This is a genomic window from Gemmatimonadales bacterium (genome assembly GCA_035502185.1).
In the GTDB taxonomy this organism is placed as follows: domain Bacteria; phylum Gemmatimonadota; class Gemmatimonadetes; order Gemmatimonadales; family JACORV01; genus Fen-1245.
This window is the reverse complement of the sequence record DATJUT010000097.1, coordinates 1-18,091: the sequence shown is the minus strand read 5'-3', so window position 1 is coordinate 18,091 and position 18,091 is coordinate 1. Positions and strand designations below refer to the sequence as shown.

At 70.6% G+C, this 18,091-nt stretch carries 22 protein-coding genes; 18 read left to right on the top strand and 4 right to left on the bottom strand.

Translation table 11 applies throughout. The annotated features are described in order from the left end of the window. Nucleotides 1-69 precede the first annotated feature (69 nt). The 6 genes from VMF70_12740 to mdh are packed head-to-tail and all read left to right on the top strand — an operon-like array spanning nucleotide 70 to nucleotide 4,560. On the top strand, nucleotides 70-579 hold the full coding sequence (locus VMF70_12740) for a hypothetical protein (GenBank protein ID HTT68885.1): 510 nt from the start codon (nucleotides 70-72) through the stop codon (nucleotides 577-579). A gap of 29 nt (nucleotides 580-608) precedes the next feature. Beyond that, entirely contained in the window at nucleotides 609-2,369 is a 1,761-nt protein-coding gene (locus tag VMF70_12735) for a PDZ domain-containing protein (GenBank protein ID HTT68884.1), read from the top strand. After that, nucleotides 2,366-2,647, top strand: a complete 282-nt coding sequence (locus VMF70_12730; protein ID HTT68883.1) for a MoaD/ThiS family protein — start codon at nucleotides 2,366-2,368, stop codon at nucleotides 2,645-2,647. The genes VMF70_12735 and VMF70_12730 overlap by 4 nt, the downstream gene beginning before the upstream one ends. A gap of 58 nt (nucleotides 2,648-2,705) precedes the next feature. Next, nucleotides 2,706-3,131, top strand: coding sequence for a molybdenum cofactor biosynthesis protein MoaE (locus VMF70_12725; GenBank protein HTT68882.1), 426 nt, complete (start codon nucleotides 2,706-2,708; stop codon nucleotides 3,129-3,131). Further along, nucleotides 3,065-3,637, top strand: coding sequence for a tRNA (cytidine(34)-2'-O)-methyltransferase (locus tag VMF70_12720; protein HTT68881.1), 573 nt, complete (start codon nucleotides 3,065-3,067; stop codon nucleotides 3,635-3,637). Before VMF70_12725 ends, VMF70_12720 begins: the two co-directional genes overlap by 67 nt. Beyond that, the gene (mdh, locus tag VMF70_12715; GenBank protein ID HTT68880.1) at nucleotides 3,634-4,560 is read left to right on the top strand and encodes a malate dehydrogenase; all 927 of its coding nucleotides are present in this window, start codon (nucleotides 3,634-3,636) and stop codon (nucleotides 4,558-4,560) included. The genes VMF70_12720 and mdh overlap by 4 nt, the downstream gene beginning before the upstream one ends. Before the next feature lie 164 nt (nucleotides 4,561-4,724). Here mdh and VMF70_12710 read toward each other — a convergent pair whose 3' ends face one another. From VMF70_12710 to VMF70_12700, 3 genes are read right to left on the bottom strand one after another with little or no spacing between them, the layout of a single operon-like run. After that, nucleotides 4,725-5,507 carry a succinate dehydrogenase/fumarate reductase iron-sulfur subunit gene (locus VMF70_12710; protein ID HTT68879.1) on the bottom strand — a complete coding sequence of 261 codons (783 nt, stop codon included), beginning with the start codon at nucleotides 5,505-5,507 and terminating at the stop codon, nucleotides 4,725-4,727. After that, a complete protein-coding gene (locus VMF70_12705; protein HTT68878.1) occupies nucleotides 5,507-7,420 on the bottom strand; it encodes a fumarate reductase/succinate dehydrogenase flavoprotein subunit in 1,914 nt (637 codons plus the stop codon). The genes VMF70_12710 and VMF70_12705 overlap by 1 nt, the downstream gene beginning before the upstream one ends. Then, nucleotides 7,417-8,103 (bottom strand): succinate dehydrogenase cytochrome b subunit, encoded by a 687-nt coding sequence (locus VMF70_12700; protein ID HTT68877.1) that lies wholly within the window; start codon nucleotides 8,101-8,103, stop codon nucleotides 7,417-7,419. Before VMF70_12700 ends, VMF70_12705 begins: the two co-directional genes overlap by 4 nt. 112 nt (nucleotides 8,104-8,215) lie before the next feature. Between VMF70_12700 and VMF70_12695 the strand changes: the two genes are divergently transcribed. The 3 genes from VMF70_12695 (at nucleotide 8,216) to VMF70_12685 (ending at nucleotide 9,577) form a co-directional block, all read left to right on the top strand. Continuing rightward, nucleotides 8,216-8,512: a YciI family protein gene (locus tag VMF70_12695; GenBank protein ID HTT68876.1), complete on the top strand. Its 297-nt coding sequence runs from the start codon at nucleotides 8,216-8,218 to the stop codon at nucleotides 8,510-8,512. Between the two features lie 15 nt (nucleotides 8,513-8,527). Beyond that, the gene (locus tag VMF70_12690) at nucleotides 8,528-8,929 is read left to right on the top strand and encodes a co-chaperone GroES family protein (protein ID HTT68875.1); all 402 of its coding nucleotides are present in this window, start codon (nucleotides 8,528-8,530) and stop codon (nucleotides 8,927-8,929) included. A 198-nt stretch (nucleotides 8,930-9,127) separates the two neighbouring features. After that, nucleotides 9,128-9,577, top strand: a complete 450-nt coding sequence (locus VMF70_12685; GenBank protein HTT68874.1) for a group 1 truncated hemoglobin — start codon at nucleotides 9,128-9,130, stop codon at nucleotides 9,575-9,577. A gap of 133 nt (nucleotides 9,578-9,710) precedes the next feature. Here the strand turns inward: VMF70_12685 and dcd are convergent, their stop codons facing one another. After that, nucleotides 9,711-10,265 (bottom strand): dCTP deaminase, encoded by a 555-nt coding sequence (dcd, locus tag VMF70_12680; protein HTT68873.1) that lies wholly within the window; start codon nucleotides 10,263-10,265, stop codon nucleotides 9,711-9,713. Between the two features lie 156 nt (nucleotides 10,266-10,421). On the opposite strand from dcd, the gene VMF70_12675 reads away from it, so the two are divergent. From VMF70_12675 to VMF70_12635, 9 genes are all read left to right on the top strand, one after another. Next, a complete protein-coding gene (locus VMF70_12675; protein HTT68872.1) occupies nucleotides 10,422-10,757 on the top strand; it encodes an NADH-quinone oxidoreductase subunit A in 336 nt (111 codons plus the stop codon). Beyond that, nucleotides 10,748-11,380: an NADH-quinone oxidoreductase subunit B family protein gene (locus VMF70_12670; GenBank protein HTT68871.1), complete on the top strand. Its 633-nt coding sequence runs from the start codon at nucleotides 10,748-10,750 to the stop codon at nucleotides 11,378-11,380. The genes VMF70_12675 and VMF70_12670 overlap by 10 nt, the downstream gene beginning before the upstream one ends. An 8-nt stretch (nucleotides 11,381-11,388) precedes the next feature. Beyond that, on the top strand, nucleotides 11,389-12,009 hold the full coding sequence (locus VMF70_12665) for an NADH-quinone oxidoreductase subunit C (GenBank protein HTT68870.1): 621 nt from the start codon (nucleotides 11,389-11,391) through the stop codon (nucleotides 12,007-12,009). Beyond that, a complete protein-coding gene (gene nuoD, locus VMF70_12660; GenBank protein HTT68869.1) occupies nucleotides 12,009-13,292 on the top strand; it encodes an NADH dehydrogenase (quinone) subunit D in 1,284 nt (427 codons plus the stop codon). The genes VMF70_12665 and nuoD overlap by 1 nt, the downstream gene beginning before the upstream one ends. After that, a complete protein-coding gene (locus VMF70_12655; protein HTT68868.1) occupies nucleotides 13,289-13,813 on the top strand; it encodes an NAD(P)H-dependent oxidoreductase subunit E in 525 nt (174 codons plus the stop codon). Before nuoD ends, VMF70_12655 begins: the two co-directional genes overlap by 4 nt. A gap of 5 nt (nucleotides 13,814-13,818) precedes the next feature. Beyond that, nucleotides 13,819-15,120 carry an NADH-quinone oxidoreductase subunit NuoF gene (nuoF, locus tag VMF70_12650; GenBank protein ID HTT68867.1) on the top strand — a complete coding sequence of 434 codons (1,302 nt, stop codon included), beginning with the start codon at nucleotides 13,819-13,821 and terminating at the stop codon, nucleotides 15,118-15,120. Continuing rightward, nucleotides 15,117-16,565 (top strand): 2Fe-2S iron-sulfur cluster-binding protein, encoded by a 1,449-nt coding sequence (locus VMF70_12645; protein HTT68866.1) that lies wholly within the window; start codon nucleotides 15,117-15,119, stop codon nucleotides 16,563-16,565. The genes nuoF and VMF70_12645 overlap by 4 nt, the downstream gene beginning before the upstream one ends. Next, on the top strand, nucleotides 16,562-17,782 hold the full coding sequence (gene nuoH / locus VMF70_12640) for an NADH-quinone oxidoreductase subunit NuoH (GenBank protein HTT68865.1): 1,221 nt from the start codon (nucleotides 16,562-16,564) through the stop codon (nucleotides 17,780-17,782). Before VMF70_12645 ends, nuoH begins: the two co-directional genes overlap by 4 nt. 1 nt (nucleotide 17,783) lies before the next feature. Continuing rightward, on the top strand, nucleotides 17,784-18,091 hold a 308-nt coding region (locus VMF70_12635; GenBank protein HTT68864.1), incomplete at its 3' end, for a hypothetical protein.

Sequence of the window (18,091 nt, the reverse complement as noted above, 5' to 3'; positions counted from 1 at the left end):
ATTATATTGAGCGCACCGGATGATGCCAAACGTGGTTCTGCGAACCTCACATTCCAAGGGAGGGGCTCCGTGAGTGCACGGATCCGCTTGTTGTCCGCCGTCGCCGTCGGCTGTCTGGCGCTGGGCGCCGTTCAGCCGGCCCGCGCCCAGACGCACTTCGGCCCGGAGTTGAGCTGGGGCAGCAACAGCATCGGGATCGGGATCGGCGCCCGGCTGGAGCTGGGTCTCGCCAAGATGATCCCGGGGGCGAAGGGCTTGTCCGCTGTCGGCACGTTCGACTACTTCTTCCCGAGCAGCGGGTACGGCGTGAGCCCGAGCTACTGGGAACTCGGTCTGGGCGGCCAGTACCACTTCACCATCCCGGGCGCCAAGATCCTCCCGTACGCCGGCGCCGGCCTGGCCATCGCGCACACCAGCGTGACGGTGCTCGGCATCAGCGGCAGCGCCACGAACGTCGGGCTGAACCTCTACGGCGGCACGGCCTTCCAGCCTTTGGGCAAGGTGACGCCGTTCGTGCAGTTGCGCCTCGAACTGCAGAGCAGCAGCGCGGTCTTCCTCACGGGGGGCGTGCTGTTCTAGCGCGCGCCGCCGCAGCCCTGTTGCTGTCGATGCCCTGCGCCCTCCAGGCGCAGGGCATCTCGTATGGCGTGCGCCTGGTCGCCGGCGAGCGCGCGTTCCACGTGCACGCCGAGTTCCCCGTGCCGGCCGGGCTCGACACCCTGCGCGTGTCGTTGCCGGCCTGGTCGCCCGGCTCGTACGAGATCATGGACTACGCCCGCTACGTGCACGGCTTCTCGGCCGCAGCCGCCGACGGGCGAGCGCTGTTCTGGGACAAGCAGGACGCGGACACCTGGCGGATCGCCACGGACGGTGCCGGCCGCGTGGTGGTCGAGTTCGCGACCGACCCCGACTCGGTGGCCCTCGAGCTGAGCCGCATCGAGCCGGACTTCGCCTTCTTCAACGGCACCAACCTGTTCCCCTATCCCGACGGCGCCGGATTCGACTTCCCGGCCGACCTGGTCGTGGACGTGCCGCCGGGCTGGCGGATCGCGACCGGGCTCGAGCCGGCAGGGGAGCCGGGCCGCTACCACGCGGCGAGCTACCACGACCTGGTGGACTCGCCGACCTTCCTCGGCCGCTTCGCGCTGGACAGCGTCGTGGTGGACGGCCGCCCGGTGCGCTTCGCGCTCTACCCCGACACGGCGCTCACGCCCGCGGTGTGGGCCAGCGTGTCCGACGCGCTGCGGCGCATCGCGGCCACGCAGGACCGGATCATGGGTGGGCCGCCGTACCGGGACTACACCGTGCTGGTCTACGCGCCGGCGGGCGAGCTGGACTGGGCCGGCGGGCTGGAGCACCGCAACTCGCAGCTCGACATCATCGCCCAGTCGTTCTTCGCCACCGACCGGCGCCGCGGGGCACTCGGGGAGTTCACGCGCCCGCTGCTGGCGCACGAGTTCTTCCATCTGTGGAACGTCAAGCGGATCCGGCCGGCCGAGCTGTGGCCGTACGACTACGCGCACGCGCAGTTCACGCCGCTGCTGTGGTGGTCGGAGGGCGTGACCGACTACTACGCCGACGTCACGCTGGCGCGGAGCGGGCTGTGGACGCTCGAGCAGTTCGTGGCCGGGATGAACGCCGACGTGCAGCAGGTCGAGGACGCCGCGGAAATCGTCGGGGCCGAGGACGCGAGCATCGACACGTGGATCCACCCCACCTTCGTGGACGAGGCCCAGTACTACTACCCGAAGGGGGCGCTGCTCGGGCTGATGCTGGACATCCGCATCCGCGCAGCGACCCGGGGCCGCCATTCGCTGGACGACGTGATGCGGCAGCTGCTGGCGGACTCCTGGGGTCGCCAGCGCGGCTTCACGACCCGCGGCCTGCTCGACCTGATCCGGCCGTGGGACCCGGGCGTGGACGAGTTCTACCGGCGGTACGTCCGGGGCAGGGAGCCGCTGCCCTACGACAGCCTGCTGCCGCGGGGCGGCATCGCCGTCGCGCGCCGCGAGGAGCGGACGCCGGTGGTCGGGGTCGGCAGCGAGGGGACCGCGCAGGGCGGCGTGGTGGTGAGCGAGGTCGTGCCCGGGTCGCTCGCCGACGCGGCGGGGATCGAGCCGGGCGACGTGCTGCTCCGGGTGGGCGACGTGGCCACCAGCGGCGCGGCGTGGCCGATCGTCTTCCAGTCCCGCTACGCGGACGCGGCCGGGCGCGTGGTCCAGGTGGTGTACCGCCATCAGGGGCGGCAGGTGGTGCGCTCCGGCGCGGTGCAGGTCCGCACCGTGCGGACGATCACCCTGCGGCCCGACCCGCGGCCCAGCGCCGAGGCGCGGGCGATCCTCGATGGCATCGCGGGGCCGCAGCCGTGAGCGGCGCGAGCGGGCGGGGGCAGGGTCCGGACGGAATCCGGGTGCGGATCCGGCTGTTCGCGTCGTACGCCGAGGCCGCGGGCCGCGACGCGATCGAGGTGGTCCTGCCGGCCGGAGCCGTCGCCGCCGACGCGCTCGCCGTCGTCCGGAGCCAGCCGTGGGCCGGACGGCTCGCGCCCAGCCCGGCGGTGGCCGTGAACCAGCGCTACGCGAAGGCCGACGTCGTGCTGCGGGACGGCGACGAGGTGGCGGTCATTCCTCCGGTCGCGGGCGGGTAGTTTCGCCGCGGCGCGCGAGGCTTGCCCGGCGCCCGAGCGGCGCGTAACTATGTGGGCCATGAGCGGGTGGCTGACCGACCGGCCCATCGACGTGGCCCGGCTGGTGGCCGACGTCGCGTCGGCCGGGTCGGGCGGCACGGTGGTCTTCGTCGGCACGGTGCGGCGGTCGGAGGCGGACGGGGACGTCGAGGCGATCGAGTACTCGGCGTACGAGGAGATGGCCGACGCCGAGCTCGGGCGGATCGTGGACGAGGCGCGGGCGCAGTGGCCGGGGGTGCGGATCGCGCTGCAGCATCGCACCGGGCGGGTGCCGCTCGGCGAGGCGAGCGTGGTGATCGCGGCGGCCGCGCCGCACCGCGCCGAGGCGTACGCGGCGTCGCGGTTCCTCATCGAGGAGACCAAGCGGCGCGCGCCGATCTGGAAGAAGGAGCGGCTGGCCACCGGCGCGGCGCGCTGGGTGGAAGGCCGGCCGGGGGGAGGCTAGCCCTGGCGCTGCACGTCGCGCTCATCGAGCCGCAGATCCCGCCCAACACGGGGAACATCGCGCGGCTGTGCGCGGCGACCGAGACGTCGCTGCACCTCATCGAGCCGCTGGGGTTCGCGCTGGACGACGCCGAGCTGCGCCGGGCGGGCCTCGACTACTGGGACGCCGTGGACGCCTGGGTCCATCCGACGTGGCGTCATTTCCGCGAAGCCATCGCGCGGGAGCGGTGCTGGTACTTCTCGGCGCACGGGGAGCAGTCCTTGTGGGAGGCCGCGATTCCCGACGGCGCCTGTCTCGTCTTCGGCAACGAGACCGTGGGTCTGCCGCAGCGCATCCGGGACAAGCATCCGGAGCGGGTGTTCCGCATCCCGATGACGGGGCCGGTCCGGAGCCTCAACCTCGCGACGGCGGTCGGCATCGTGCTGTACGACGTGCTGAAGGGATTGCGGGCGGGCGCGACATCCACCACACCACACCGCGGGGAGCGGGCGGGGGCCGAGCTGTGAACAAGATCACCGTGGTCGGGGCCGGGAACGTCGGGGCGACCACCGCGCAGCGCCTGGCCGAGAAGCGGCTGGCGCGCGAGATCGTGATGGTGGACGTCATCGAGGGCACTCCCCAGGGCAAGGGGCTCGACCAGTGGGAATCGGCGCCCATCGAGCGGTTCGACACCCGCATCGTCGGCTCGAACGACTACGGGGCCACCGAGGGCTCCGAGCTGTTCGTGGTGACGGCCGGCATCGCGCGGCGACCCGGCATGAGCCGCGAGGACCTGCTGCGGACCAACGTGGACATCGTCAAGGCGGTCGGCCTGGAGATCCGGAAGCACGCGCCCCGCGCGATCGTGATCGTGGTGTCCAACCCGCTCGACACGATGTGCTACGTGATGAAGGAGACCCTCGGCGCGCCGCGCGAGCGGGTGATCGGGATGGCGGGCGTGCTCGACACGGCCCGCTACCGCGCGTTCATCGCGGAAGCCCTCGACGTCAGCGTCGAGGACATCCAGGCCATGGTGCTCGGGGGCCACGGCGACACCATGGTCCCGCTGGTGAGCTACACCACGGTCTCGGGCATCCCGCTCGGGCAGCTGCTGCGCCCCGACGTCATCGAGAAGCTGGTCGAGCGCACCAAGAACGGCGGGGCCGAAATCGTCGCGTTCCTCAAGACCGGCTCCGCCTACTACGCGCCCTCGGCCGCGGCCGCCCAGATGGTGGAGGCGATCGCGCTGGACAAGAAGCGGATCCTCCCGTGCGCGGCGTGGCTCGAGGGCGAGTACGGCCACCGCGGGATCTACCTCGGCGTGCCGTGCAAGCTCGGTGCTCGCGGCCTGGAGCAGATCGTCGAGGTGGAGCTGACGCCCAAGGAGCGGGTGGCGCTCGGAAAGTCGGCGGAGTCGGTGCGGGAGTCGATCGCGCTGGTCAGATTGTAGCGATCAGTCAGTCGGTGGGCGGGTCGGTTGCCGGACGGCAAGGAGGAAGTGGTTACCAGCCGCAAGCCATCAGGGGCCAGCCCAGCTGCAAGTACTGACAACTGGAATGGCCCCTCATGACTCCTGTCTGGTAACCACTGCTCTCTTGCCGTCTGGCAACCGACCTATCCACTGCCACTCTCCCCGGCTCTTGCCGTCCGGCGCCCCTCGTCGATCCTGGCCGCCATGTAATCGCGGTTCATCCTCGCGATGAACAGCACGCTGATCCCCTTCGGGCACGCCGCCTCGCACTCCCCGTGGTTGGTGCAGCTGCCGAACCCCTCGAGGTCCATCCGCGAGACCATCGCCAGCGCGCGCTCGTGCCGCTCCGGCTGGCCCTGCGGCAGCAGCGCGAGGTGGGAGACCTTGGCCGCCGTGAACAGCATCGCGGACGCGTTCGGGCACGCGGCCACGCAGGCGCCACAGCCGATGCACTGCGCCGCGTCCATCGCCAGGTCCGCGCTGTCCTTGCGGATCGGGATGGCGTTGGCATCCGGCGCGCTGCCGATCGGCGCCGAGATGAACCCCCCGGCCGCGACGATCCGGTCCAGGGCGCCGCGGTCCACGACCAGGTCCCGCATCACCGGGAACGCCCGCGCCCGCCACGGCTCGATCCACAGCTCGTCGCCGTCCTTGAAGCTCCGCATGTGGAGCTGGCAGGTGGTGGTCCGCTCCCGCGGCCCGTGGGGGCGGCCGTTGATGACCATGCCGCAGGCCCCGCAGATCCCCTCGCGGCAGTCGTGGTCGAACGCGATCGGCGCCTCTCCCCGCAGGATCAGGCCCTCGTTGACCACGTCCAGCATCTCGAGGAACGACATGTCCGGGCTGACGTCCGCCGCCTCGTAGGTGACGAACCGGCCGGCCTCGCGCGGGCCCCGCTGCCGCCACACGTGCAGCACCAGGCGCATCACTTGTAGCTCCGCGTGGCGAGGTGGACGGTCTCGTAGTCGAGTGGCTCCTGGTGCATCACCGGGGCCCGGTCGTCGCCCTGGTGCTCCCATACCGCCACGTGGCAGAACCGCTCGTCGTTGCGCTTCGCCTCGCCGTCCTCCGTTTGGTACTCCTCACGGAAATGGCACCCGCACGACTCCTCCCGCGCCAGGGCGTCGCGGCACATCAGCTCGCCCAGCTCGAGGAAGTCGGCCACCCGCCCCGCCAGCTCCAGCGACTGGTTCAGCTCGCCCGCCTCGCCCGTCACCGTGACGTTGCGCCAGAACTCCTCCCGCAGCGCCGGCACGCGCGCCAGGGCGCGCTCCAGACCCGCCCGGTTGCGGGCCATCCCGCAGTCCTCCCACAGGATCCGGCCCAACTCGCGGTAGAACGAGGACGGCGTCCGCTTGCCGGGCACGGCCAGCAGCCGCGCGGTCCGCTCCCGCACCGTCGCCACCGCGGCCGTCACGGCCGGATGATCGGCCGGCACGGCCACCCGCGGGGTGCGCGCGAGGTAGTCGCCGAGGGTGTAGGGGATGATGAAGTAGCCGTCGGCGAGCCCCTGCATCAGGGCGCTCGCGCCCAGCCGGTTGGCGCCGTGGTCGGAGAAGTTCGCCTCGCCGAGGACGAACAGCCCCGGAATCGTGCTCATCAGGTTGTAGTCCACCCACAGGCCGCCCATGGTGTAGTGGGAAGCGGGGTAGATGCGCATCGGCACCTTGTACGGGTCCTCGGCCGTGATGCGCTCGTACATCTCGAACAGGTTGCCGTACTTCTCGCGGATCGCGTCCTCGCCGAGCCGGCCGATGGCCTCGGAGAAATCGAGGTACACGCCCTGGCCGCCGGGGCCGACGCCGCGCCCCTCGTCGCACACCTGCTTGGCGGCGCGGGAGGAGATGTCGCGCGGCGCCAGGTTGCCGTAGCTCGGATACTTGCGCTCGAGGTAGTAGTCGCGCTCGTCCTCCGGGATCCGTCCCGGCGGCCGCGCGTCGCCCTTCTGCTGCGGCACCCAGATGCGGCCGTCGTTGCGGAGCGATTCGCTCATCAGCGTGAGCTTCGACTGGTGCTCGCCGGTGACCGGAATGCAGGTCGGGTGGATCTGGGTGAAGCACGGGTTGGCGAACCCGGCGCCGCGCCGGTACGCGCGCCAGATCGCGGTGGTGTTGCACCCCTTGGCGTTGGTCGAGAGGTAGAACACGTTTCCGTACCCGCCGGTGGCGAGACACACGGCGTCCGCCAGGTGCGCCTCGAGCTCGCCGGTGACCAGGTCGCGCGCCACGATTCCGCGGGCGCGGCCGTCCACCACGACCAGCTCCAGCATCTCGTGGCGCGGATACATCCGCACCTGCCCCCGCCCGATCTGGCGCTCCAGCGCCTGGTAGGCGCCGAGCAGCAGCTGTTGTCCCGTCTGGCCCCGCGCGTAGAAGGTGCGCGAGACCTGCGCGCCGCCGAACGAGCGGTTGTCGAGCAGCCCGCCGTATTCGCGGGCGAACGGCACGCCGAGGGCCACGCACTGGTCGATGATGTTCACCGACACCTCGGCCAGCCGGTACACGTTGGCCTCGCGGGCGCGGAAGTCGCCGCCCTTGACGGTGTCGTAGAACAGGCGGAAGACGCTGTCCCCGTCGTTGGGGTAGTTCTTGGCCGCGTTGATCCCGCCCTGCGCCGCGATCGAGTGGGCGCGGCGCGGGCTGTCCTGGTAGCAGAAGCACTTGACCTGGTAGCCCAGCTCGGCCAGCGCCGCGGCGCCGCCGGCCCCCGCCAGCCCCGAGCCCACCATGATCACCGAGTACTTCCGCTTGTTGGCGGGGTTCACGAGCTTCAGCTCGAAGCGGTGCCGCGACCACTTCTGCTGCAGCGGCCCCGCGGGAATCCGGGCGTCGAGGTTCATCGGACCCACCCGGCCAGCACGGCGACGGGGAAGGAGCAGTTGCCCACCAGGATCAGCACCGCGAAGGCCCGCGCCGCCTGCCGCGCCCAGCGCTTGTAGCGCGGGTGGCTGAGGCCGAGCGTCTGGCACAGGCTCCACACGCCATGGTCGAGGTGGAGGGCGAGCAGCACCATCGCGACGACGTAGAACAGCGCCACCGGCCACACCTGGAAGCCGGCGACCACGTTGTGGTACACGTCGCCCGGCCGATAGTCGGGGTGGAGGCGGCCCAGGGTCAGGTGGAGGATGTGGAAGACGATGAACGCGAACAGGATCACGCCGCCCCAGCGCATGGTGCGCGACGCGTAGGTCGAGTCCTTGGCCTTCCAGCGCCGGTAGGCCTCCGGCCGGGCGGCCCAGCTGTCCAGGGTGAGCGAGGTCGCCGACCACACGTGCAGCACCGCGCAGGCCAGCAGCACCGCGCGCGCGACCCACAGCCCGCCGCCGTGGAGGAAGCCGTGCAGGAACCGGCTGTACCCGTTGATCGCCTCGGGACCGAGGTACAGCGTGAGGTTGCCGACGAAATGGCCGAGCACGAACCCGAACAGCACGAGGCCGGAGACGGCCATCACCACCTTCCGGCCGATCGTGGACGCCACGTACGGGAGCCTGATGCGGGGGAGGAACTCGGCGATGGCCGTCATGCGCTCGTCATCTCGACCTCGGGTCTCGCGGGCGGCGCGGCGCTGGCGGCCGCCCCGAATATTTCTCGATGCCTTGCGCGTCACGCAAGGTGGCCAATAAGCTAGGCGGAGAATGTCCACCGAGCGCAAGATGATCATGGGCTGGGTGAAGGTCTGCGTCGCCCCCGAGATCTTCGCCTCCCGCTGCGACGACGTGCTGATGGAGCGCGAGAAGCAGTACCTGGCCGCCCGGCAGCGCAGCGGCGAGATCTTCCTCTCCGGCCCGCTGGCCGACCACTCGGCCGGCCTGGTCGTCTACGACGTGCAGTCGCTGAAGGAGGCGCAGCAGCTGGTGGAGGACCAGCCGATGGTCCGTGCCGGCCTGCTGTCGGTGGATCTCCACGAGATGTTCGCCGTCACCTACGCCTGACCGGAGGGCGCAGCGATGGACCCGACCCCCAAGCGCCTCATCGTCGTCGGAGACCGCGTCCTGGTCACGCCCGAGGAGGGGGAGGAGCGCACCCGGGTGGGCCTCTACCTTCCCCAGACGGCCATCGACGCGCTCGCGGTGCAGGGCGGCCGCATCATCGCCACCGGCCCGGGCACGCCCCTGGCCGAGCCGGCGAACCTCGACGACGAGCCGTGGAAGATCCATGCGCGCGAGGGCGCGCGGTACGTCCCGATGCAGCCACGGGCCGGCGACTACGCCCTGTTCTTCCGCAAGGCGGCGGTCGAGATCACCTTCGAGAGCCGGAAGTACCTGGTGGTTCCGCAGGCAGCCATCCTGATCCTGGTCCGCCCCAAGGACGAAGAGGAAGAAGCGGCCGAGGGGGAGCCGGAGTTCTAGCGTTGGTGAGAGGTGAGAGGTGAGGCGTTCGGGTGAGAGGTGCGAGGCGCAAGGCGTGACAGGTAAGACGTTGGGGCGAGCTAGAGGCGCAAGGCGTGAGACCTGAGACGTTGGGGCGAGAGGTGCGAGGCGCAAGGCGTGAGAGGTGAGGTCCCATCCAGACCCCGAGGGCAAGGAGGGCGGCGGATGCGCGGTCGAGTGCGATTGGCTTTGGGGTGCGCCGCGCTGGCGGCCGCCTGTCACAGTGCTCCCCCGGCGCCTGCGCCGGCCCCCGCCGCCGCGGCCCAGTCCGGACCCAGCCTGTACGAGCGGCTGGGCGGCCGGCCGGCGCTCGCGCGGGTGGTGGCCGACCTGATCGTCCGGGCGACCACCGACCCGCGGATCAGCGGGTTCTTCCGCGGCGCGGACCTCGACCAGCTGCGGGCGGGGCTGACCGACCAGCTGTGCCAGGTGACCGGCGGGCCGTGCCGGTACACGGGGCGGTCGATGCGGGAGGTGCACGCGAGCATGGGCCTCCGGGACGCGGACTTCGACGCCCTGGTGTCGGACCTGGTGGCGTCGCTGGAGCATTTCCACGTCGGAGCGGGCGAGCAGACCGAGCTGGTGGGGATCCTGGGCGGATTGAGGAGTCAGATTGTGACGAGATAGGCGAGAGGTGAGAGGGTGAGGGTGAGAGGTTCAGGTGAGAGGTGAGAAGTGAGCAGCGAAAGGCGTGAGAGGTGAGCCGAGCGCCCTCTCACGCCTTCGGCCTCTCACTCTCACGCTTCACGCCTCTCACCCCTCACAGCTTGGGCAGCGTCACCCCCTGCTGCTTCTGATACTTCCCCTTCTTGTCCGCGTAGGAGACCTCCGGCGGCTCGTCGCCCTCGAAGAACAGCACCTGGGCGATGCCCTCGTTGGCGTAGATCTTGGCCGGCAGCGGGGTGGTGTTCGAGATCTCCAGCGTGACGAACCCCTCCCACTCGGGCTCGAAGGGCGTCACGTTGGTGATGATCCCGCAGCGGGCGTAGGTCGACTTGCCCACGCAGATGGTCAGCACGTCCCGCGGGATGCGGAAGTACTCGACCGAGCGGGCCAGCGCGAAGGAGTTCGGCGGCACGATGCACACGTCGCCCTCGAAGGCCACGAACGACTTCGGGTCGAACGCCTTCGGGTCCACGATCGCCGAGAGCGCGTTGGTGAAGATCTTGAACTCCCGGGCGACGCGCATGTCGTAGCCGTAACTCGAGACCCCGAACGAGATCACCCCGTCCCGCACCTGGCTGTCGGCGAACGGCTCGATCATCCCGTGCTCCCGCGCCATCCGGCGGATCCAGCGATCGGACTTGATGCTCATGGGCTCCCGTGCGTGGAGGGGGGTGCGACAATATAGTGATTTCTTGAATTCCGATTTGGGCGCCACTAGCTTACGCGTCCTGAGAGACTGCGCGACTTTTCACGCTCGTCGGAGAGCCAGCTGCAACCCTACATTCCGCTCCTCCTGCTGATCGGGTTGGTCGCCTTCAGCGCGCTGATGATGGTCGCGCTCTCGCATCTGTTTTCCTCGTCCCGCCCCACCGCGGTCAAGTCGCTGCCCTACGAGTCCGGCATGACGCCCCTGGGCAACGCGCGGGAACGCTACGACGTGAAGTTCTACCTCGTGGCGGTCCTGTTCATCGTGTTCGACATCGAGGTGGTGTTCATGATGCCGTGGGCCGTGGCCTTCCGGCAGCTGAACCTGCTGGGCCTGGGCGTGGCGGGCGCGCTGCTGGAGATGGCGGTCTTCGTGGTCATCCTGGCGGTGGGATACGTGTACATCTGGAAGCGCGGAGCCCTGGAGTGGAACTGACCGGACCGGAACAACACCCGGCGCCCCAGGACGAAGCGGAGCGCGCCGGCTTCCTGTCGCCCAACTGGGTGACGGCGCGGCTCGACGACCTGGTCAACTGGTCGCGCGCCAATTCGCTGTGGCCGATGGCGTTCGGGACCGCCTGCTGCGCCATCGAGTTCATGGCCACGGCCGCCAGCCGCTTCGACCTGGCGCGCTTCGGCATGGAGCGGGTCGCCTATTCGCCCCGCCAGGCGGACGTGCTGATCTGCGCGGGCCGCCTCCCGTTCAAGCTGGCCCCGGTGATCCGCCGCGTCTGGGACCAGATGCCGCAGCCCAAGTGGTGCATCTCGATGGGCGCCTGCGCGTCCACCGGGGGCATCTTCGACAACTACGCCATGGTGCAGGGCATCGACACGATCGTGCCGGTCGACGTCTACGTGCCCGGCTGCCCGCCGCGGCCCGAGGGGCTGCTGTACGGCATCCTGATGCTGCAGAAGAAGATCAAGGGCGAGACGGTTTTCGACCCGGACCTCAGGGTCGAGCGGCTCGCCGACCAGCAGGGCCTGTTCCTCGAGCCGGCGGCGGTGGACGAGCTGTCCGAGCCGTTCGGCAACTCGATCCACCAGACCAGGTCGGCCTGACGAGCCCAGTGAGCGTCGGTGCAGCGGAGAACCCGTCGGTGGCCGCGCTGCGCTCGCGGTTCGGCGCGGCCGTGGAGCGGACCACCGTCTTGCTGGGCGCCAGCGTGGTCTCCGTGGCGCGCGAGCGCGCGCACGAGGTGCTGGCCTGGCTGCGGGACGCCCCCGACCAGCGCTACGACTACCTGGTCGACGTCACGGCGGTGGAGTACCGGGACCGCGAACGCCCGCTGGAGCTGGTCTACCAGCTCCGCTCGCTGCCGCGCGGCGTGATGCTGCGCCTCAAGGTGGACCTGGCCAAGGACCGGCCGCTCGAGGTGGACTCGGTCGTGGACCTGTGGCGGGGCGCCGACTGGCTGGAGCGCGAGGTGTGGGACATGTTCGGCATCCGGTTCCGCGGCCACCCGGACCTGCGGCGGATCCTGATGTGGGAGAACTACGCGGAGGGCCATCCGCTGCGGAAGGACTTCCCGCTCCGGGGCCGCTTCAGCCGCTCGGAGCAGGTCCGCCGGGCGCTCGGCGCCGACCTCCAGGCGCACTACTCGATGGAGGAGCTGTCGATCGCCGAGGCCTACGACGCCGTCCCCGCGGACGTCCGGGAGCGGCTGCTCGGCGGCGAGCAGGAGCGCTGATGGCCGAGAAGCGCGTCCTGGAGCTCGCGCTGGCGACGCCGGGGGTGGACGCCGCCGGGAACCCGGCGCGCCTGCCGCTGGTGGCCGAGGCGCCGCTGGGGGCCGAGCCCGAGCTCAAGACCGACCACATGCTGATCAACATCGGCCCGCAGCATCCGGCCACGCACGGCGTGCTGCGGCTGGTGGTCGAGCTGGACGGCGAGGTGGTGGTGCGGGTCATCCCGCACATCGGCTACCTGCACTCCGGCTTCGAGAAGCTGGGCGAGTACCGGCACTACAACCAGATCATCCCGCTCACCGACCGCACCGACTACCTCTCGGCCCCGGCGAACAACGTGGCCTTCGCGCTCGCGGCCGAGCGGCTGATGGGCATCGAGATCACCGAGCGCTGCAAGGTGCTGCGGGTCATCGCCTGCGAGCTGAGCCGCATCATCTCGCACCTGGTGTGGGCGGGCACGACCGCGATCGACATCGGTGCCTTCACCGTCTTCCTGTGGATGTTCCAGGAGCGGGAGCGGGCCTACAACCTCATCGAGGAGTGGACCGGGGCGCGGCTGACGACGTCGCTCACCCGGGTCGGCGGGCTGATGGCCGACGTTCCCGACGGCTGGGCGGGGCGGCTGAAGGACTGGTGCGCGAAGTTCCCGAAGACGCTCGACGAGGTGGACCGGATGCTGCTCCGCAACGGCATCTGGCTCGGCCGCACGCAGGACGTCGGCGTCATGACGGCGGCGGAGGCGATCGACTACTCGCTGTCGGGCCCGATGCTGCGGGCCAGCGGCGTGGCGTTCGACGTCCGCAAGGACCATCCCTACCTCGACTACGACAGCTACGACTTCGAAGTCCCGGTCGGGCAGCACGGCGACGTGTACGACCGGTACCTGGTCCGGATGGAGGAGATGCGGCAGTCGGTGCGGATCCTGGAGCAGGCCCTCGCCCGGCTCCCGGACGGCCCGATCAACGCCGCCGACGCGCGGGTGATCCTGCCCCCCAAGCGGCGCCTGATGAGCGACATGGAGTCGATGATCCACCACTTCAAGCAGGTGATGGAGGGCGTGCCGGCCCCGGTCGGCGAGGTGTACCTGCCGGTCGAGAACCCGAAGGGCGAGCTGGGCACGTACCTGGTGTCGGACGGCTCCGCCAAGCCGGTGCGCTGGCGCATCCGCCCGCCGTCGTTCCTCAACATCGCGGCGCTCCCCAAGATGGCGGAGGGGCACCTGCTGTCGGACCTGATCGCGATCAACGCCAGCGTGGACATCGTCATGGGAGAGATCGACCGGTGAGCGGCGCGAGCGTCCCGCCGCACGGCGAGGCCGCCGAGGCCGGGCTGCCACGCGTGTTCGTCGGCGAGGGCCGCCAGCGGCTCGACGCGGTCGTCGCCCGGTATCCCGCCAAGGCCGGGGCGCTCCTGCCGGCGCTGTGGATGGTGCAGGAGGCCCACGGCTGGATCTCGCCGGCGGGGATGGCGGAGGTCGCCGAAGTCCTCGACCTCACGCCGGCCTACGTGCGGGGCGTGGTGACGTTCTACACGATGTACCACCAGCACCCGGTCGGGAAGTACTTCGTGCAGGTGTGCACCACGACGCCGTGCAACGTGTGCGGCGCCGAGGGCGTGGTGGAGGCCTTCCTGAAGGCCACCGGCGCGAAGGCGCCGGGGGAGACCAGCCCGGACGGCAAGTGGACCATCGTCGAGGTGGAGTGCCTCGGCGCCTGCGGGTTCGCGACGCCGGTGATGATCAACGACGAGTTCGTCGAGAGCGTGACCGCCGCGTCGGTGCCCGCCCTCGTCGCCCGGTACACGTAGGCGCCATGGGCTACCCGCACCCCAAGCACCCGAAGGAAACCCCGGTCGTCAGCGCCCACTTCGGCGAGGCCGAGGCGAGGAGCTACGACGGCTGGGTGAAGCGCGGCGGCTACACGGCGCTGGAGAAAGCGCTCGGCATGCCGCGCGAGCAGGTGATCGAGGAGGTCAAGGCGTCGGGGCTGCGGGGGCGGGGCGGGGCGGGCTTTCCGGCGGGCGTGAAGTGGAGCTTCATGCCCAAGCAGAAGACCAAGCCCCACTACCTGTGCTGCAACGCGGACGAGTCGGAGCCCGGCACCTTCAAGGACCGCGAGATCATGCGGTGGACGCCCCACCAGTTGATCGAGGGGTGCGCCATCGCGGCGTACGCGATTCAGGCCGAGCAGACGTTCATCTACATCCGCGGGGAGTTCACCGAGCCCATCGCCGTCATGCAGAAGGCGCTCGAGGAGGCGTACGCGAAGGGCGTGCTGGGCGCGAACGCGATGGGGAAGGGCGCGCGGATCGACGTCATGATCCATCGCGGCGCCGGCGCCTACATCTGCGGCGAAGAGACGGCGCTGATGAACTCCATCGAGGGCAAGCGCGGCAACCCGCGCATCCGCCCGCCGTTCCCCGCGGCCGTGGGCGTGTTCGGCCAGCCCACCACCATCAACAACGTCGAGACCCTCTCCAGCGTGCCGCACATCATCAACCGCGGCTCGGCCTGGTACAAGGGCCTCTGCCTGTCGAACCCCAAGAGCACCGGCACCAAGCTGTTCTCGATCTGCGGCACCGTGGCGAAGCCCGGCAACTACGAAGTGACGATGGGCTTCCCGCTGAAGGACCTGCTGTACGACGTCGCCGGCGGGATGCTGCCCGGCCGCACGCTCAAGGCCGTGATCCCGGGCGGCTCCTCGGTGCCGATCCTCACCGCGGCCGAAGCCGAGGACACGGTGCTCGACTACGAGGGCTGCGTCGCCAAGGGCACGATGCTCGGCTCCGGCGGGATGATCGTGCTCGACGACTCGGTGGACATGGTCTACCAGGTCATGCGCCTCGCGAAGTTCTACGCCCACGAGTCCTGCGCCCAGTGCACCCAGTGCCGCGAGGGCACCGCCTGGACCGTGAAGATCCTGCAGCGCCTGCTGGGCGGGCAGGGGAAGGCGGAGGACCTGGACCTCCTGCTCGACCTGTCGGAGCAGATGACCGGCCGCACGATCTGCGTGCTGAGCGACTCCTGCGCCGCGCCGGTGGTGAGCGCCATCCGGAAGTTCCGCCCCGAGTTCGACGCCTACCTGCGGAACGGCCGGCGGAAGGCGCGGGCATGACCGATCTCGTCAAGCTGACCATCGAGGGGCGGGAGGTCGAGGTTCCCGCGGGGACCTCGGTGCTCGAGGCCGCGAAGCAGACCGGGGTCCTGATCCCGCACTACTGCTACCACCCGGGCCTCCCGGTGGCCGGTTCGTGCCGGATGTGCCTGGTGGACGTCGAGAAGAGCCCCAAGCCCGTGCCCTCGTGCGCCACGCCCGTGGCGGCCGGCATGGTCGTGCGGGTCTCGAGCGAGCCGGCGAAGGCGGCCCGCCGGGCGGTGCTGGAGTTCCTGCTGATCAACCACCCGCTCGACTGCCCGATCTGCGACAAGGCCGGCGAGTGCACGCTGCAGGACTACACCTTCCAGGAGGGCCGGGACGCCGGCCGGTACGCCGAGTACGCCAAGCGCTACAACCCGGTCGAGGACTTCGGGCCCGACGTCCTCTACGTGCCCAACCGCTGCGTGCTGTGCACCCGCTGCGTGCGGTTCATGGAAGACGTCGCGAAGGAGCCGACGCTGAACGTCGAGGAGCGGGGCGACCGCGCGCACATCGGCATCTTCGAGGGCCGGCAGCTCGACCATCCGTGGGCGGGAAACGTGGTGGACCTGTGCCCCGTCGGCTCGCTGCTGTCGAAGGACTTCCTGAACAAGGCCAGGGTGTGGGACTTCGACAAGACGGCCTCGGTGTGCCCCGGCTGCACCCAGGGCTGCAACGTCGTGCTGGAGACCCGGGAGAACGTGGTCGTCCGCGTGCGGCCCCGCCCGAACCCCGAAGTCAACCGCTGGTGGATGTGCGACGAGGGGCGCCTGAAGTACGGCTGGCTCAACCGCTCGGACCGCATCGAGGTGCCGCTGGTGCGCCAGGCTGACCGGCTCGTGCCGGTGGACTGGGAGCAGGCCCTGGAGCGCGCGGCCGAGCTGATGGGGGCGGCGGACGGCGCCTGGGTCGGCCTGGTGTCGCCGGGCGCCTCGTGCGAGGCACTCGAAGCGGCCTCCGGGCTCCTGGCCCTGCGCGGCGGCGCCGGCGCGTTCCGCGTGCACGAAGGAGCGGAGGCTCCCCTGGCCGGCGTGCCGGACCTCGCGTTGCGCAAGGAGCGCGCGCCCAACGTGAACGGCGCGCTGGCGGCGGGCTTCACCCGCGACTGGGGCGGCGCCGTCGAGCGCGCCCGGAGCGCGGCACTGGTGCTGGCGCTGGACGAGGACCTGGCCGACCTCACCGGGCCGCTCACCACCGGCCGGCTGGTGTACGTCGGGACGGTGCTGCCCGAGGCGGCCCGCGGCGCGGCGGTCGTGCTGCCGTGCGCCAACATGGCCGAGGAAGAGGGCTCGTTCGTGAACCTGCGCGGCCTGAAGCAGCCCTACCTTCAGGCCAAGAGCCCGCCGGGGATGGCCCGGCCGGCCGCGTGGATCCTGGCCGAGCTCCAGGGGGCGCTCGCCGCTCGCGTGGGATCCCGGGCATGAACCCGGTCGCCGGGGCGGCCTTCGTGTGGATCTCGCTGGTCAAGATCCTGGTGGTGTTCGGCGGGCTGCTGACCCTGATCGCGCTGTGGACGTGGGTCGAGCGGCGCGGCGCGGGGTGGATCCAGAACCGCCTCGGCCCGAACCGCGTCGGGCCGGAGGGGCTGCTCCAGCCGGCGGCCGACGGACTGAAGAACTTCCTCAAGGAAGAGACGCTCCCGCCGTTCTCCGACCGGTTCCTGTTCATCCTCGCGCCGATGATGGCGTTCACCCCGGCGCTCATCACCTTCGCGGTGGTGCCGTTCGCCTCGCCGCTGCCGACGCCCTGGGGGCTGGTGGGGACGGCGATCGCCGACCTGCCGGTGGGGTTCCTGTACATCCTGGCCATCGGCTCGCTCGGGGTGTACGGCGTGGTGCTGGCGGGCTGGTCCTCGAACAACAAGTACTCGCTCCTCGGCGGGCTGCGCGGCTCCGCGCAGCTCATCTCCTACGAAGTGTCGATGGGGCTGTCGGCGGTGGCCGTGCTGCTGCTGGCCGGCAACATCACGATGAACGAGATCGTGGCGAAGCAGCAGCAGAGCGTGTGGTTCGTGCTGCCGCTGTTCGTCGCGTTCTTCACCTTCCTGATCGCCAGCTTCGCCGAGACGAACCGGCTGCCGTTCGACCTGCCCGAGGCCGAGGCCGAGCTGATCGCCGGCTATCACACCGAGTACTCCGCGATGAAGTTCTCGATGTTCTACATCGCCGAGTATTCCAACATGGTCACCGCCTCGGCGCTGATGGTGACCCTGTTTTTCGGCGGGTGGGACGTGCCGTTCACGGCGTGGGACAACACGCCGCCGTGGACGGTGGTGAAGTTCCTCGTGACCTTCGCCGCCTTCTGGGCCAAGGTGCTGTTCTTCCTGTTCGCCTACGTGTGGGTGCGGTGGACGCTGCCGCGGTTCCGCTTCGACCAGCTGATGGACCTCGGGTGGAAGGTGCTGCTCCCGGTGGCCCTGGCGTACGTGATGGTGGTGGCGGTCGCCGTGTGGGCGCTGGAGGCGGCGGGCCTGGCGTTCGGCGTGCCGTACGCCCTGGTGCTGAGCGGCGTGAGCCTGGCGCTGGGCGCGCTGCTGCTGTGGGGCCTGGACCGCAACCGGGTCATCGGCGGGTCGGCGTCGCGGCAGCGGGCGGTGTGGCGCCGCGACGCGGCGCGGGCGCGGGCGCGGGGGGCTGCCTAGCATGGCGATCACCGTGCGGACGCTGCCCCGGCCCGAGGCCGAGAGCTCCTACGTGCGCGCCACCCTCAAGGGCATGGCGCTGACCTTCAAGCACCTGTTCGCCAAGAAGTGGACGATGCAGTACCCGGAGCAGACGGCCGCGCCGGACTGGCAGCTCTCCAAGCGGTGGCGCGGGACGCACCGCATGGCGGTGGACGAGAACGGCAAGGCCAAGTGCGTGGCGTGCGGACTGTGCCCGCAGGTCTGCCCGGCCAACTGCATCAAGCTGGTGGCCGGCGAGGACGAGCAGGGCAACCGCTACCCGCTGGT